This window comes from Mycolicibacterium pyrenivorans (assembly GCF_025821625.1).
In the GTDB taxonomy this organism is placed as follows: Bacteria; Actinomycetota; Actinomycetes; order Mycobacteriales; family Mycobacteriaceae; genus Mycobacterium; species Mycobacterium pyrenivorans.
This window is the reverse complement of sequence record NZ_JACKSH010000157.1, coordinates 1-14,648: the sequence shown is the minus strand read 5'-3', so window position 1 is coordinate 14,648 and position 14,648 is coordinate 1. Positions and strand designations below refer to the sequence as shown.

Genomic DNA, 14,648 nt, shown 5'->3' with positions numbered 1-14,648 from the left:
CTTGGACACCGTTTCAGCAACCGCGGATGTCTGTTCCCCACACAGACTGACGGACACAACACGCTGACGCACATGGTTGTCACCGGTGCCCGCACACGGCTTCAGATATCGCCGTCGATTGTTAGTAGCTCCCAGGCCGAAACTTCCAGCGCCTCAGCCAGATCGAACAACCGCTCGTAAAGAAGCCCCCGCTTGCCCGCCTCAACGTCGACAAGCACGTTGCGGGTCACACCGGACTGCAGCGACAGCGCTTCCTGCGTGAGCCCTCTCTCGATACGCAGAGTGCGGATCCGCCGGCCGACCGAAAGGCGCCGGGCCGCCCATCTGCGTGCCCGCTCGGGATCTGTCTGGCTTGGCGCACTGGCAGACCAGCGACGGCACCCGCGTCTCGGTGTTGGCAATGGCCCAGCTGGCCAACATGATTCGACGGGCCGTCACCGGGGGCCGCGATATCCCGTCATCGATCCGGGCGATGGATTACGACGCCGCCGCGACGTTGCAGAGCTGGTTCTATCTCAGCAGGGGCAAGCGACTGCCCTCACCCCGAGGCCGGGGCCGGGTGCACGCACTGTTCGGCTTCGCTCGCCACGCCCTGATCGCCGCTAGCCACGACGGCCCATGGTGGCAGCTGAACTTCTGGCACCCGCGCTGCGATCCGCGGATCCCACTGACCGATCGTGAACCAGTCGCCAACTACGGCTGCTCACCCGGAGACATCCAACTGCCGTGGCTGCGGGCCGCGGTGAAGTGGCACCTGGGCACGATGCTCGAATCCGGGGCGCTGCGCTGGACCAGCATCAGCCAGGAACGCATGCGCAGCTTCCGCCGGTTCGACAACTGGCTGACCGCTAGCTTCGACGACCCGACTGACATCCTGGGCGACCCGACGACCGCGGTCGAACAGGCGGCGGCGTTCGCGCGGTGGACCGCCGTGGCAGCCAACCGCGTCACCCGCCAATCCGACACACGCCACCTCGGCAGAACCGTGCCGCTCCGGGGAATCAACGACGACCTGCGAGCGGTGGCCGGCCTCCTGGACTTCATTGCCGCCAACCCCGCCGAGGCTCGCCGCATTCTCGGCATCGAGCCCTGGCACCGGGTCACCAGCGCTCACGCGGCCAGCTGGTTCGGCCGGGTCACCCGGATACCGCATCAACGCGGTTTCAACGACGCGAACTACATCGACGACCACGCACTCGCACAGATCACCGCCGCGCTGCCGCTGATCGGATTGCCTCGCACCGAGCAGATGACCATCACCCGCGGCGACGGAACCACCATCACCGCCAGCGGACTCGACGACCCGCAAGCAATGCGGATGATCCTGCTGCAGATCCTCACTGGACGACGAGCCAGCGAAATCCGCACCTGCGACTTCGACTGCCTTTCGGCTGCACCCACCACCACAGCCGCGGGCGAGGACCAAACACTGACCAGGTTCCGCTACGCACAAAGCAAGATCGACGTCGCACCCGACACCATCCTCGTTGACGACGAGGTCACCGAAGTCATTGCCGAACAGCACCGTTGGCTGCACACCCAGTACCCCGACAGCACCAGGCGGTATCTGTTCGCCCGGCGTCTGGGCAACCGCCGCGGCGACAAACCCTATCCATCGGGCACCTACAACTGGGTGCTGCGCAGCCTCAGCGACCTTGTTCAGATCACCGACGCCAAGGGCCAGGTCGTGCGGTTGAGCCACACCCACCGGTTTCGCCACACCCGGCTCACCCGGCTGGCCGAACTCGGTCTGCCGATTCACGTCCTGCAGCGCTATGCCGGGCACGCCACCCCCACCATGACGATGCACTACATCGCCGCCCGCGACGAACATGCCGAGCAGGCGTTCCTGGCCACCGCCAAGCTGCGATCCGACGGCACCCGCATCCAACTCTCCAGCGACGACCACGACAGTCTGCACCTGTTCCGCCGCGCCGACCGGTTCCTGCCCAACGGGTGGTGCATGCTGCCGCCGCTGCAATCCTGCGACAAAGGCAACGCCTGCCTGACCTGCTCGGTTTTCGTCACCGACCACACCCACCACGACGTGCTGCACCGCCAACTCCGCGAGACCACCACCCTGATCGACCGGGCCACAACAGAATTCGAGCAACGACACGGCCACTCCATGCCCGACGACAACGTCTGGCTTATCCGCCGCCGCGCCGAACACTCCGCGCTCACCCGACTCCTGGCCGCTTTGGACGACGCGCCCGACTCCTCTACTCCCGGCGAGAAAACCAGCTGCAATCGACCCAGCGCTAGACCGGTCCCGCTGACGCTCGATCTGACCGCCCACCGCAGGAGAAGCACATGACCGACTCCCGACAACGCCGCATCACCGCCCTCACCGAAGCAGCGAAAGTCAAGTCGCAGAATAAAACCCGAGACGCCGAACAGGCTATCCGCCGACTCATCAAACGCGGCGACCCGATCACGTTCCAGGCCGTGCAACGCGAAGCAGGCGTCTCCCACGCCTTCCTCTACAACCATCCCGAACTGCGCACACGCATCGAGCACCTGCGCGGCACCCGCCGCAAAGCAACTGCCGACCAGCCCGTCGACACCGACAGCACGCTCGTCATCACGCTGACGCGCCAGATTGCCGAACTCAAGAAACAGCACCGCCAGCAACTGCAAGCACTCCGCGCCGCTCTCGAACGAGCACACGGAGAGAACCTCGACCTACGGCGCGAACTGGCTCGCCGCGGCATCCAGCCCTCACCTAACGTCGTATCGATCGCAACAACGTCCTGAACAGGCATAACACGGTCGTTCCGCGTTCGAACCTTCGATAACGGGTGGCCCGATCAGCAGCACGTTGGTCGCCGATTCCAGATAACGGCAGGTGCCCAGTTCGTCGATGAGCTTGCGGTCGATCCCGGCGGCGGCATCGACGTCGAAGTCGGCCAGCGTGGCCGGGGTGGGTAGGCAGGCGAACCGTAGCCGTCCGGCCAGCCTTCGTGCGGTGCTGGCGTCGACTTCCACGGCCAGCAGCCGCTCCAGGGCGACGGTGAGTGAGAGGTTTTCGGCGTTGGCTTGGTCCAGGACTGCAGGGAGGGCTTCGGCGGCGGCGTGCAGTTTGAGTTCGGCCAGATGCGAGCGCAACTGCTGATAGCGGCTGGCCGCCGCCGACGGGCCCTCAAGGGTGGCGGTGGTTTTTGGGGTGCGTGGGGTGGGTGTCATTGGATGGTCCTTCGCTGGGCGGCCCGCTCGTAGGCGGACAGGTCGATGACGGTGGAATCGGCTGACGGCGTTGATGTCTCAGATCCCGCAGGATCACCTGCCGTGAGGCGGAGGAGTTGTGTGGCAGCAGCTTTGGCGGCCGGTCCGGGTGGGATGCGTTCCTTGCGGCGGTGCGGACGCCCGGTCGTGGCGGTGGCCATCGCCGCGGTGTCCAGGGCGATGACGTGACCGCTGTCGCGCACCACCCATCACCCCGAGCCCATCGGCGGCCATCCGGTGCCGCGCGATCACGATCCCGCCGGTGGTGGCGATGTCGCAGAACTGCCCGCCCACTGGATGACTGACCACCACCTGGGCGGCGGCCAGTTCCGGGGGCACCGAGTAGCGGTTACCGCGATAGGAGACCAGCGCTTGGCGCGACGCGGTGCCGGTCTCGGCCACGATGACCGGATAGGCCAGCGCGGGCACCGGGCTCAGCGGTTCGGTCGTGGCAACCACCGCGACCGTGGAGCGCCCGTCGGAGGTGGCCCGCAACCGGGTGTCACCACGCACCCGGGCGAAGCGATCCAAGCTCACCTGGGCCTGCTCGACGGTCACGTCGTCGGCCAGGGTGCGCCACCAGCGTTGGGCGGCGGTGTGGTTGATCTTCTCCACCACGCCTTGCGGTTGCCGCGCCGCGGCGGGCAGATCGCCACCGATACCCCGTAGTGCTTGGCCACCCCGGCGAACGACGCGGTCACCCGGCCTGAGCCGGGATCGCAGACCGTGGCCATCCGGTCGAACCGCCACACTCGCGTCACGCCGCCGAGTCCGCGGGTCACCCGGTCCAGGCAGGCGACCAGATGCGGTTGATCCTCCGACGATGCCAGCGCGCCGCGCCACTTGCCCGAATGCGCCAGCGAGCCGACCAACAGATGAGCAGTCTTGCCCCATCCCCAGGAATCGGGTGGATCGGGCAATTCCAGCCAGTCCCATTGGGTTTCATCACCCGGGGCATGCGCAATGACCGCGTTCGGGCGCTGTGTAGCCGTGCGGCACGCTGCGCACACCGGACGCAGTTTGCGGTCGCGGAGGTGGCGGGTCAGGCTCTGATACGACAGCCCGAACCCCAGGTCCTCCAACTCGTCGTAGAGGGTGCGGGCCCACAGGTGCGGGTCCTCGCTCAGCCTCGCGACCACGTAGTCGACGAACGGCTCAAACGGGTCCGGCCCGGTACGGATCCGCACCCCAGGGGTGCCGTCACCGGCCAGGTACTTGCGGACCGTCTTGCGATCGAACTTGGTGTGGCGGGCGATCGCCGAGATCGACCAACCACGTTTGCGTAGAGCATGTACTTCCACATCGTCCTCCCATGTGAGCATGAGAAAGCGGGCCTCCTTCGGTGAAGCAACTGGCGTCAGACACCAGCAGCTTCGAAGGAGGCTCGCCCTTCTCGGCGGAGCCACACGGGTGGGGAATTTCGATGAGCATCAGTGGGGAATTTCAGCGAGCGCCGTCAATTCCGGCTTAAGTCGGTGCCAACATCACGGCCTACATTGCCCTCGCGTTGGCGATCGCACAGCCGCTTCAGGGTCCGGACCAGCTGGCTTCGAAGTGGATGTCCACCGCCACGCACCCGAAGCCATCCGAACATGGGCCGACGATTACCGAAACCTTCTGGGCGTCACGGAAAAACCTTCTGGGCATCACGAAAAAATAATCGGCGAGTGACCCGAGATGCCGGTTTCATTTTCTTCCACTAACCAGTGAGCCACGTCAACGAGCTCGATGTGGGTTTCTCACATAAAGCACATCGAACTTCACTATGGAGAAGCGTGTGGCGATCGTGCGCCTCGGCGTCCGTGGTCGTATACCGCGTTCACCGGGCAGTATCGTTTACTCGTCGAACCCTTCATCTGGGATGGCAAACACCGTCCGTGCGTTTTCGTTGAGATTGGCAAATCCATCGATGATCACCCGCTTCACGCGCATCTCGTCGTCAGCGATGCGAATCAGCCACGTGCGAAAGGCCGACCCAGTGAATTCTTCGCTGACCAACGCGGGCGCCTTCCAGCGACGAAAATAGAACTCAAGACGGGTCGTCAGCTCCACCACACCCTCATTCACCGGGACGTAGGAAAGTACGTGGCGCAGCTCGAGGCGTTCGTCGAAGATCCCGTCGCGTTGGTTGAGGTACACCTGTAGACCATCGCGGCCTTTCCACTGGTGACCACCACGAAAGCCGATCTGAAAGTCGTCGGTGAGGACCGCGGCGAACATCGGTTCGGATTTCCTTCGCTTCTCCAATCGAAGGAATAAGTCGATGGTCGCAATGAAGCCAGGCAGGTCCGGGGCGCCGCCGGGCACCTTCCTGTCGGCCTCCGTTTCTCCGGATGTCATCAGCCGAGATTGTGGGCTAGCTCGGCGGCGGCGTCTTTTAGGGCACTGCAAGCTTTGCGAACATCAGAGGGCCGGAATCGATAACTCGGCGCTGACGCGTTTAGTGCCAGCCTTATCCCGGAACCACCTTGGGGTACCGCCACGGCAACAGACGCGACGCCTTCCTCACTTTCCTGCCTGCTGATCGCGAACCCGCTTTTCCTGACCTCTGCCAATTGAGCGCGCAGTTCGGTGAGAGTGCGCACGGAATGCTCAGTGAGTGGCTCCAAATGTGGGTCGGGGTACAACTGGTCCAGCTCGTCGTCGGATAGGCCGGCGAGTAGGACTTTGCCGGTCGACGTGCAGTGTGCAGGACGCGTGCTACCCAAACGCGAGATCACCCGGACGGCAGAAGGGCTTTCGAGTGCCGCGATGAAGCGAACCAGTCTGCCGTCCAACGTTCCTACGTGCACGGTTTCCTGCAGCGTGTCGACAAGCTGGCGCAGAATCGGGGCGGCCGTGCGTGGTATGTCCATCCTGGAGTGGACAGCGAACGCCACGTTTGTCAGGGACGGTCCGGGCTGGTACGCCTTGCTGGCCGGATCTTGGCGGACGAACCCGCGGTACTGAAGCATCGATAACAGGCGATGCGCGGTCGACGAAGCGACGCGCAGGTACTCACTGGCGTCAGTGAGCCGGATCTCAGAGCGCTCTCCTAGGAGGAGGAGTAGGCGAAGAGCGTTGTCGACAGACTCGATCGGATATTGCGGGGGCTTCCCTGTGCTGTCACGCTCCATGCCCGCGAGTGAGGGTTTCTGCATGACAGAGAGCGTACCCGCGGTCAGGTTCGAATGCAGGTCGAAGAATCGCGACGAGGCCGGTGCAGGGGGGCGAAAAGTCGCCTTCCAGCGCACAAGCCTGGCTGCGTTTGTCTCCCATGGCTGCGGCGGGTAGTTGGAGGCCGCCGAGTTGCCTCTTGGCGCACGCGGCGGTGCCTCGTCGACGAGCAGTTCGCCTGTGGCAGTACAGGATCGCCGCGTTAGTGCGTCTCGGGTCATCCCTGTGGTAGCCGCTCGGATCGGACGCATGTTTCCGGCCCCCCTGTGGTAACGGGTTGCGGTCCTCTTTTGCGCGGTCTAGCGCTCACTCGCTGCAGTCTCGACTAGTCAACGCCCTCGTTTGACTCCACCGATAAGGAGACGGCATAATCTCTGCTAGACAGAGTCGCGTTCTACATAACAGTGAAGGTGTATTAGTCGTGGATCGAGTCCAGTCGCTGAATCATGGAGTTGAAGATGCAGGATAACGGTGAGGTGTTAGCGGCTGTACGCACTGGCATGATCCCGGCGCACGTGTATAACGACAAGCAAATTTTCTCGCTCGAGAAGGAGCGCCTGTTCAGTCGGGCGTGGTTGTTCGTGGCGCACGAATCGGAGATTCCGCAGCCGGGGGACTACGTGGTCAGACAAGTGTTGCAGGATTCGTTCATCGTCGCTCGTGATTCTGCCGGCGAGATCCGGGTGATGTTCAATATGTGCCTCCATCGCGGTATGCAGGTTTGCCGGGCGGAAATGGGGAACGCGTCGAACTTCAGATGCCCGTACCACGGGTGGTCTTACCGCAACGACGGCCGCATTATCGGCCTGCCGTTTCACCAAGAGGCCTACGGAGGAGACGCCGGGTTCAACAAGGCGGGGCAGACCCTGTTGCCAGCGCCGAGTGTGGCCAGCTACAACGGGTTGATCTTCCTGTCGATGGATCCTGACGCGGAATCGCTTGAAGAGTATCTGGGTGATTTCAGGTTCTATCTCGATTTCTACACCAGGCAGGGCCCCAACGGCCTTGAGGTGCGGGGTCCGCAGCGTTGGCGGGTAAAAGCGAACTGGAAGATCGCAGCTGAGAATTTCGCCGGGGACATGTACCACACACCTCAGACGCACACGTCTGTGGTGGAGATCGGCTTGTTCCGAGAGCCGAAGGCCAACAAGCGCAAAGACGGCGCCACGTATTGGGCGGGTAGAGGTGGGGGCACCACATACAAGCTGCCCGAGGGGAGTTTCGAAGACCGGATGAGCTATGTGGGCTACCCGGCGGACATGATTAGTCGAGCCAAGGCCACATGGACCGAGCAGCAGCAACAAGTCGTCGGCACCGACGGGTTCATGATCTCGGCCGCGACGTGCTTTCCCAACATCAGTTTCGTGCACAACTGGCCGAAAGTGGAGGACGGCGAGCACGTCTTGCCGTTCATTTCAATCCGGGTATGGCAGCCCATTAGCGAGAACGAAACTGAGGTGCTGTCCTGGTTTGCGGTGGATTCTGATGCCCCGGCAGACTTTAAGGCGGACTCGTATAAGGCTTATTTGATGTGTTTCGGCTCGACGGGAATGTTCGAACAAGACGATGTCGAGAACTGGGTGTCGCTGACCAACACCGCGGGGGGTTCCATGGCCCGCCGACTGCGGCTGAACAGCCGGATGGGGCTGCTCGCAGACGATGCCCGGGTGGTCGACACCCTTAGCAGCGCTCAATTCCACGGGCCTGGATACGCTCAGCTCGGTTACAACGAGAACAATCAACGGCAATTGTTGAGGCTCTGGGCCGACTACCTGGACATGCCGCCGCTGCGAGTCGACCCGGCTACTGTGCTCACGGACAACCCGCAAGGTATTGAGCCGATGGTGCAGACCAACGGCGGGGCCGTCGCCGGTATCGACTCGGAGTCGGCTACGACGTCGGTGACGCTGTGACCGTCGACGATCAACGCACTGGTCGACCCATGGCCCCATCGGTACTCGGTGCGCACGCCGCGCGCGCCCAACGCGTCGGCGACCCGTTACCGTTCGACGATTCTCGCCATCTGGAGGCGCATCGCTTCCTCGTCAACGAGGCGTACCTCCTCGATGCCCAAGACTACGACAGGTGGCTGGGTGTTCTTACCGAGGACATTCACTATTACATGCCGGTGCGGATCACCACCGCCGCCGGCGCCGGATTCGATAGCTCACCGGGAATGGCGCATTTCGACGAGAACAAATACTCACTTGAGCGCCGGGTTGCCCGTTTCGCCACCGAGCATGCCTGGACTGAGGATCCGCCGTCGCGTCTGCGTCACTTCATCACCAATGTGCGCACATTCCTCACCGACGACGCCGACTACCTCGTGGTCGACAGCGCTGAGTTGTTGTTCCGCAGCCGTGGCGACGTCAATGAGTCCACGCTCCTCTCATGCGGTCGTGAGGATCTTCTACGTCGCGATGGCAACGCGCTCAAACTCGCACGCCGAACAATCTGCGTCGATGAATCAGTGCTTCGAATGCAGAATCTGGCGGTCTTCCTATGAGCTCGAACGGATCCGGCGAGGGCGCGCAGTCGCCCCCACAACCGGGGTGCGAGGAACTGTCGTCGCTGCTGGCTGGGGCGACCGGTGATGCACTGAACATTGCCAACGAGTTCGCAGAGGTCGTCGTGCGCCGAGTGACCACTCGCAATGGAGCTCGGCTGTTGATTCAGGCGCCGAAATCGGCGCAGTGGGTGTCGCTGGATGCTTTGGAGATCGAGGCGCTGACCTGGCAGAATCCGGCCACCTTGGCGGCCATGGTGGGGAACGCAGGTACTCCGTTGATTCTGGGCGAGGAGGTATGACTGGCTGGCTGGCGGGCAAACGCGCATTGATCGTCGGCGGAGGTTCGGGTATCGGTCGGGCCACGGTCGACGCGTTCCTGAACGAGGATGCCCGGGTGGCCGTGCTCGAGTACGACAGCGGTAAGTGCGCCACGCTGCGCCATCAGCTGCCCGACGTTCCGGTGATCGAGGGTGATGGGACCACTCGCACCGCCAACGACGAAGCAGTGCAGGTCGCTGTCGACGCCTTCGGCGGACTCGACACATTGGTGAACTGCGTGGGGATTTTCGATTTCTACCGCCGTATTCAGGACATCCCCGCCGAGCTGATCGACCAGGCGTTCGACGAAATGTTTCGCATCAACGTCCTGAGTCATATCCACTCAGTCAAGGCAGCAGTGCCGGCGCTGATGGGCCAGGACGGCGCCTCGATCGTGCTCACCGAGTCCGCGTCATCGTTCTATCCAGGACGCGGCGGCCTGCTGTATGTGGCGTCGAAGTTCGCGGTGCGCGGCGTAGTCACTGCACTGGCTCACGAACTCGCGCCGAGGATCCGTGTGAACGGTGTCGCCCCCGGGGGGACGTTGAACACCGACCTGCGCGGACTCGACAGCCTCGACCTTGGCGCCCGCCGTCTGGATGCTGCACCAGATCGGGCCCGCGAATTGGCTGCTCGCACACCGCTGGGCGTGGCCCTATCGGGTGAAGACCACGCCTGGAGTTACGTCTTCCTCGCTTCTCACCGCTCCCGCGGGCTCACCGGCGAAACGATCCATCCCGACGGCGGTTTCAGCCTCGGACCCCCACCCCAGCGGAATTGAACCCGACGAACACAGGGAAGGAAAGCAGATGGGCGGAGTTATAAAGGCTAAGCGCGAGGTATGTCAGGGCTACGCGAACTGTGTCGTTGCGGCCCCGGATTACTTCGACATCGACGATCGGGGACTCGTGGAGGTCCGCAAGACGGAGGTTCCTTCCGCGGACAGGACCCGGGTCGAGGAGGCTGCGCGCAGCTGTCCGGTGGCCGCGCTGGAAGTCGTAGACGAATGACGTCGCGGGTCGTCATCGTCGGCAGTTCTGTCGGCGGGGTCCGCACGGCCCAGGCGCTGCGCTCGCAAGGCTACGATGGCGACGTCGTCCTGGTGGGCGAGGAAACTGCGCTGCCCTACGACAAGCCGCCATTATCCAAGGCATTGCTTGCGGGTACGAGTGACATCGCCGCTGTGACGTTACTCAGTAGAGACGCTGCCGCCGCCGACCGCATCGAGCTTCTCCTCGGCCGCCGCGCGATCGGAGTGGATGTCGCAGCGTGTCAGGTCGAGTTCGCCGATGATGAGCCCCTGCGTTATGACCACCTGGTGGTGGCCACCGGAGCCAGCGCGCGACCATCCCCGTGGGGCCACGGATCGGGCATTCATGTGCTCCGCACTCTGGAGGACTGTCTGCGGCTACGGGACGACCTTGTCGCCGGTGTCCGCCTCGTGGTGATCGGGGGAGGATTCATCGGGGCCGAAGTTGCGTCAACCGCCCGGTCAATGGGGGGGCAGGTGACCGTTGTCGACCCGGTGCCCGTTCCGATGAGCAGGGTTCTGACCGAAGAGATCGGCGAGTGGTTCATCGATTTGCACCGAAACCACGGAGTGCACACGCGCTTCGGTATCGGTGTCGAGAATATTGAGGGGGAGCGCGGCAACCTTAAGATCGGCCTCACGGACGGGACGGTCCTAGAAGCCGACACGGTGGTGGTGGGCATCGGCGCCGTTCCGAATGACGGCTGGCTGATGCCGTCGGGACTGCTAGTCGATGACGGCCTGGTCTGCGACGAGTTCTGTCGTGCAGTTACGTCACAAAACATCTACGCAGTCGGCGACGTGTCGCGTTGGTTCCATCGCGCCCGCGGCGTGACGATGCGCATCGAACACTGGACAAACGCGGTCGACCAGGCCTCTTGCGTCGCGCATAATATTTTGTATCCCGATGAATTGCGCTGCTACGAGCCCGTCGAGTACGTCTGGAGCGACCAGTACGACTGGAAGATTCAGGTCTGTGGCCAGACAACTCACCTAGGAGAGCCACTCGTCGTCGGAGATCGACTGTCCGACAATCGATTCACAGTCCTCTACCCGGATGGCGAGCAACGTCTTGGTGGCGCGGCGGTGGTGAACTGGCCTCGAGCACTGATCGAGTGCAGGCGTGCGCTGCAGGCCGGTAGCGATCTCGAAAGTGTGCGGGGAAGGCTCGAAGTGTTGACGAACCCACCCGATACCGCCGCAACGCGATCGCCATAGTCGGGCCACAAGTGGTTGCGCGCCGCATTGCAAGTGGGACTGGTTTCCCACCGAACATGCTCGCTGCGGCTTCGCCGCGTTCTTAGCTCGGAATGTCGCGGCTTTCTACCGCGCGAGGTCCTCGGTGGCCGCGGCGCGGTATTCAGGTTTCGGCCACCGCCCCGGCTCGGTGGACAGGCCGATACCGCGCCTTGGGCGCCGGCATCACGGATGAGTTGCCGCGACCGCATCGCTCCCCTAGACGGAACTCGGCTCGAAACGGAGTGGCCGATCATCGAGGTTCGGGGCTGCGCCGCTGGCGACCGACCCACATCGGTGACCTCTGGGACCCTATCGACAGCACAACCTGTCGCAGCCGACACGGCGCCACGAGTCATGAAGAAGACCTCGGAGGTTGTTGAGCGTTCCTAGCTCACTTGGAGGTCTTCTTGTTCTCACCTCGCCACGCCGTCACCAACGGCGATGGTCAGTACGGTGAGGTTAGTACGCGGCACTTCCTGGTGTTGACGCAATCGGCCGGTCCCGATACTCTCTAAGTAACAGAGTAGTGTTCTGCAAAACAGAGAAGGTAGTCTCATGTCGACCGCTGAGATTTCAGGGCTTCACGAATTCGACGCCGAGCTCGAGGCTGCCAACTTACGTGGACAATGGATCTACGACGAAATGCTGGAGAGCGTCGTCGGCGGCCCCAAGCCCGCCGGTGTTCCGTTTCTGTGGCGATGGCACGATGTTTACGCGAAGCTTCTGAAGTCGTGCGACGTGATGCCTGAAAGTTTGACGGCGCGACGCAATCTCTCGTTCATCAATCCGGATGCCCGGGGAACCACGCACACCATCAACATGGGTATGCAGATGCTCAAGCCCGGCGAGATTGCCTATGCGCACCGCCACACCATGGCGGCGCTGCGGTTCGCTATTCAAGGCGGCCCCGGCCTGGTGACTGTGGTGGATGGCGAGCCTTGTCAAATGGACACCTACGACCTGGTTCTGACCCCTCGCTGGACGTGGCATGACCATGAGAACGCCACCTCGGAGAACGTCGTTTGGCTCGACGTGCTGGATATCGGCCTAGTGCTCGGGCTGAATGTGCCCTTCTATGAGCCCTATGGCGAGATGCGCCAACCTCAACGCGAGGACCCGGGAGAGCATCTCGCTGACCGCGGTGGGATGCTGCGCCCGGCGTGGGAGCAGGTCAAGGCGGCGAACTTCCCGTACCGCTATCCGTGGCGTGACGTCGAGCGGCAGCTCCAGCGGATGGCGGGCCTTGCGGGCAGTCCCTACGACGGCGTAGTCCTGCGTTATGCGAACCCCGTTACCGGCGGATCGACTATGCCAACGCTGGATTGCTGGGTGCAGTTGCTGCGGCCGGGCCAGCAGACCGAGGCCCATCGCCACACGTCGAGTGCCGTGTATTTCGTCGTGCGTGGCGAAGGGACGACGGTTGTCGACGGGGTCGAACTCGACTGGGGGCCCCACGACAGCTTCGTGGTGCCCAACTGGAGCACCCATCACTTCGTCAACCGGTCGGCAGAAGATGCCGTGCTGTTCTCGGTCAACGACATCCCTACATTGAAGGCTCTCGATCTCTACTACGAAGAGCCCGAGCTGTCTTTGGGGACGCAGCCATTTCCGCCGGTCCCCGCTAACCTCCGAGCCCGCTGACGATTCACGAGAGAGGCAGTGCACGTGCGTGACACGAAGTTGACCGTTGATGACATCACCGGTGTCGTCGGCATTATCCCTACGCCCTCCATCCCGACGGCCGACCAACCGGGCACCGCGTTCTCCGTAGACCTCGATGAGGCGGCGACGCTCGCCGACGCGATGGTCCGTGGCGGAGTGGATGTGCTCATGACCACAGGCACCTTCGGCGAGTGCGCCTCGCTGACGTGGGACGAGTTGCAGAGCTTTGTCGCCACCGTGGTCGACGCCGTCGCGGGACGTATCCCGGTTTTCGCCGGAGCGACGACGCTCAATACCCGCGATACGATCGCGAGGGGTCGCCGGCTCGGCGAGCTCGGCGCCGATGGCCTGTTCGTGGGTCGTCCGATGTGGCTGCCCCTGGATGACGCCGGCATCGTGCGCTTCTACCGGGATGTGGCCGAGGCAGTGCCGAACATGGCATTGGTGGTCTACGACAACCCCGGCGCCTTCAAGGGAAAGATCGGGACGCCCGCCTACGAGGCACTCAGCCAGATACCCCAGGTCGTCGCTGCCAAGCATCTCGGGCTGCTCAGTGGCTCCGCCTTCCTTTCCGACCTCCGCGCGGTAAGCGGTCGCGTGCGGCTACTGCCGCTTGAGACTGACTGGTACTACTTTGCGCGGCTCTTCCCAGAAGAGGTCACCGCCTGCTGGTCGGGCAATGTGGCCTGCGGCCCTGCGCCAGTAACGCACTTGCGCGACCTAATCAGAGCCCGCCGCTGGGACGACTGCCAAGCGCTCACCGACGAACTCGAGGGGGCTCTTGAGACGCTGTACCCGGGCGGCAACTTCGCCGAATTCCTCAAGTACAGCATCCAGATCGACAACGCCCAATTCCAGGCGGCCGGTTTTATGCGCACGGGGCCCACCCGACCGCCGTACACCGAAGTGCCGGAGTCCTATTTGGCTGGCGGGCGCGAGGCCGGCAAGAACTGGGCCGCACTCCAGCAGCGCTATGCGTCACTTGCCGTCTCGAACCACTGAATCGCCTGAGGACAGCACATGTTGGTGAAGACGTTGGGTTATGTGGGTGTGGAGTCTCCGGATGCGAAGGAGTGGTTGGCGTTCGGTCCGGAGGTTTTGGGGATGGAGGCGGTTGAGGCGTCCAGTGGGTCGGTCCTGTTGCGGATCGACGACGCCGATCATCGTTTGGCTGTGCATCACGGAGAGCGCAACCGGATGCTGTATGCGGGCTGGGATGTGGGCAGCGAGGNTCGGTCCTGTTGCGGATCGACGACGCCGATCATCGTTTGGCTGTGCATCACGGAGAGCGCAACCGGATGCTGTATGCGGGCTGGGATGTGGGCAGCGAGGAGGCGCTTGAGGCTGCCGGGGAGTCGTTGCATCGGCAGGGTATTGGGTTTGAGGTGGGGACCGAGGAGGACTGCGCGGCCCGCGGGGTGTTGGGCTTTGTGACGCTGTCGGATCCTTCGGGGTTGCGTCATGAGTTGTTTTACGGTCAGAAGGTGGTGCCGGGTTCCTTCCGGCCCG

Annotated in this window: 14 protein-coding genes and 3 pseudogenes; 12 read left to right on the top strand and 5 right to left on the bottom strand. The window is 63.4% G+C overall.

Annotated elements, in window-relative coordinates:
• Positions 1–101: 101 nt before the first annotated feature.
• Positions 102–401, bottom strand: a complete 300-nt coding sequence (locus H7I57_RS19285) for a helix-turn-helix domain-containing protein (protein ID WP_264025362.1) — start codon at positions 399–401, stop codon at positions 102–104.
• On the opposite strand from H7I57_RS19285, the gene H7I57_RS19280 reads away from it, so the two are divergent.
• Together H7I57_RS19280 and H7I57_RS19275 are read left to right on the top strand one after the other, a co-directional pair.
• Positions 401–2,317 carry a tyrosine-type recombinase/integrase gene (locus tag H7I57_RS19280; protein ID WP_308204385.1) on the top strand — a complete coding sequence of 639 codons (1,917 nt, stop codon included), beginning with the start codon at positions 401–403 and terminating at the stop codon, positions 2,315–2,317. The genes H7I57_RS19285 and H7I57_RS19280 overlap by 1 nt on opposite strands.
• Positions 2,314–2,757 carry a DUF6262 family protein gene (locus tag H7I57_RS19275; RefSeq protein ID WP_011891602.1) on the top strand — a complete coding sequence of 148 codons (444 nt, stop codon included), beginning with the start codon at positions 2,314–2,316 and terminating at the stop codon, positions 2,755–2,757. The genes H7I57_RS19280 and H7I57_RS19275 overlap by 4 nt, the downstream gene beginning before the upstream one ends.
• Before the next feature lie 42 nt (positions 2,758–2,799).
• On the opposite strand, the pseudogene H7I57_RS19270 reads toward H7I57_RS19275, so the two are convergent.
• The 4 genes and pseudogenes from H7I57_RS19270 to H7I57_RS19255 form a co-directional block, all read right to left on the bottom strand.
• Positions 2,800–3,186 (bottom strand): annotated as a pseudogene (locus H7I57_RS19270) (ATP-binding protein); the annotation flags it as partial.
• Positions 3,183–4,547, bottom strand: a pseudogene (locus H7I57_RS19265) (IS21/IS408/IS1162 family transposase). The pseudogenes H7I57_RS19270 and H7I57_RS19265, both read right to left, overlap by 4 nt.
• Before the next feature lie 514 nt (positions 4,548–5,061).
• Positions 5,062–5,565, bottom strand: coding sequence for a hypothetical protein (locus H7I57_RS19260; RefSeq protein WP_264025360.1), 504 nt, complete (start codon positions 5,563–5,565; stop codon positions 5,062–5,064).
• Positions 5,565–6,365, bottom strand: a complete 801-nt coding sequence (locus tag H7I57_RS19255) for an IclR family transcriptional regulator (protein ID WP_264025358.1) — start codon at positions 6,363–6,365, stop codon at positions 5,565–5,567. The genes H7I57_RS19260 and H7I57_RS19255 overlap by 1 nt, the downstream gene beginning before the upstream one ends.
• A gap of 474 nt (positions 6,366–6,839) precedes the next feature.
• On the opposite strand from H7I57_RS19255, the gene H7I57_RS19250 reads away from it, so the two are divergent.
• The 10 genes and pseudogenes from H7I57_RS19250 to H7I57_RS19210 form a co-directional block, all read left to right on the top strand.
• A complete protein-coding gene (locus tag H7I57_RS19250; RefSeq protein ID WP_264025386.1) occupies positions 6,840–8,294 on the top strand; it encodes an aromatic ring-hydroxylating dioxygenase subunit alpha in 1,455 nt (484 codons plus the stop codon).
• 29 nt (positions 8,295–8,323) lie between these two features.
• Complete coding sequence (locus H7I57_RS19245; protein WP_275081454.1) at positions 8,324–8,887, top strand: 3-phenylpropionate/cinnamic acid dioxygenase subunit beta; 564 nt, start codon at positions 8,324–8,326, stop codon at positions 8,885–8,887.
• Positions 8,884–9,189: a hypothetical protein gene (locus tag H7I57_RS19240; RefSeq protein ID WP_264025356.1), complete on the top strand. Its 306-nt coding sequence runs from the start codon at positions 8,884–8,886 to the stop codon at positions 9,187–9,189. Before H7I57_RS19245 ends, H7I57_RS19240 begins: the two co-directional genes overlap by 4 nt.
• Positions 9,186–9,989: a 3-(cis-5,6-dihydroxycyclohexa-1,3-dien-1-yl)propanoate dehydrogenase gene (gene hcaB / locus H7I57_RS19235; protein WP_083406775.1), complete on the top strand. Its 804-nt coding sequence runs from the start codon at positions 9,186–9,188 to the stop codon at positions 9,987–9,989. The genes H7I57_RS19240 and hcaB overlap by 4 nt, the downstream gene beginning before the upstream one ends.
• 28 nt (positions 9,990–10,017) lie before the next feature.
• Positions 10,018–10,218, top strand: a complete 201-nt coding sequence (locus H7I57_RS19230) for a ferredoxin (RefSeq protein ID WP_013470352.1) — start codon at positions 10,018–10,020, stop codon at positions 10,216–10,218.
• Positions 10,215–11,456 (top strand): NAD(P)/FAD-dependent oxidoreductase, encoded by a 1,242-nt coding sequence (locus H7I57_RS19225; RefSeq protein ID WP_041925009.1) that lies wholly within the window; start codon positions 10,215–10,217, stop codon positions 11,454–11,456. Before H7I57_RS19230 ends, H7I57_RS19225 begins: the two co-directional genes overlap by 4 nt.
• Positions 11,457–12,032: 576 nt before the next feature.
• On the top strand, positions 12,033–13,118 hold the full coding sequence (locus H7I57_RS19220; protein WP_264025352.1) for a cupin domain-containing protein: 1,086 nt from the start codon (positions 12,033–12,035) through the stop codon (positions 13,116–13,118).
• A 24-nt stretch (positions 13,119–13,142) separates the two neighbouring features.
• Complete coding sequence (locus H7I57_RS19215) at positions 13,143–14,141, top strand: dihydrodipicolinate synthase family protein (RefSeq protein ID WP_083410401.1); 999 nt, start codon at positions 13,143–13,145, stop codon at positions 14,139–14,141.
• An 18-nt stretch (positions 14,142–14,159) separates the two neighbouring features.
• A pseudogene (locus H7I57_RS33785) lies at positions 14,160–14,264 on the top strand (VOC family protein); the annotation flags it as partial.
• Between the two features lie 116 nt (positions 14,265–14,380).
• The coding region (locus H7I57_RS19210; RefSeq protein ID WP_504928641.1) for a VOC family protein at positions 14,381–14,648 on the top strand (268 nt) is incomplete at its 3' end.

Excerpts from the sequence above, each read along its gene's own strand:
- H7I57_RS19280 (WP_308204385.1), top strand. The coding sequence starts at position 401 with ATGGCCCAGCTGGCCAACATGATTCGACGGGCCGTCACCGGGGGCCGC.
- H7I57_RS19275 (WP_011891602.1), top strand. The coding sequence starts at position 2,314 with ATGACCGACTCCCGACAACGCCGCATCACCGCCCTCACCGAAGCAGCG.
- H7I57_RS19260 (WP_264025360.1), bottom strand. The coding sequence starts at position 5,565 with ATGACATCCGGAGAAACGGAGGCCGACAGGAAGGTGCCCGGCGGCGCC.
- H7I57_RS19255 (WP_264025358.1), bottom strand. The coding sequence starts at position 6,365 with ATGCAGAAACCCTCACTCGCGGGCATGGAGCGTGACAGCACAGGGAAG.
- H7I57_RS19250 (WP_264025386.1), top strand. The coding sequence starts at position 6,840 with ATGCAGGATAACGGTGAGGTGTTAGCGGCTGTACGCACTGGCATGATC.
- H7I57_RS19245 (WP_275081454.1), top strand. The coding sequence starts at position 8,324 with ATGGCCCCATCGGTACTCGGTGCGCACGCCGCGCGCGCCCAACGCGTC.
- H7I57_RS19240 (WP_264025356.1), top strand. The coding sequence starts at position 8,884 with ATGAGCTCGAACGGATCCGGCGAGGGCGCGCAGTCGCCCCCACAACCG.
- hcaB (WP_083406775.1), top strand. The coding sequence starts at position 9,186 with ATGACTGGCTGGCTGGCGGGCAAACGCGCATTGATCGTCGGCGGAGGT.
- H7I57_RS19230 (WP_013470352.1), top strand. The coding sequence starts at position 10,018 with ATGGGCGGAGTTATAAAGGCTAAGCGCGAGGTATGTCAGGGCTACGCG.
- H7I57_RS19225 (WP_041925009.1), top strand. The coding sequence starts at position 10,215 with ATGACGTCGCGGGTCGTCATCGTCGGCAGTTCTGTCGGCGGGGTCCGC.
- H7I57_RS19220 (WP_264025352.1), top strand. The coding sequence starts at position 12,033 with ATGTCGACCGCTGAGATTTCAGGGCTTCACGAATTCGACGCCGAGCTC.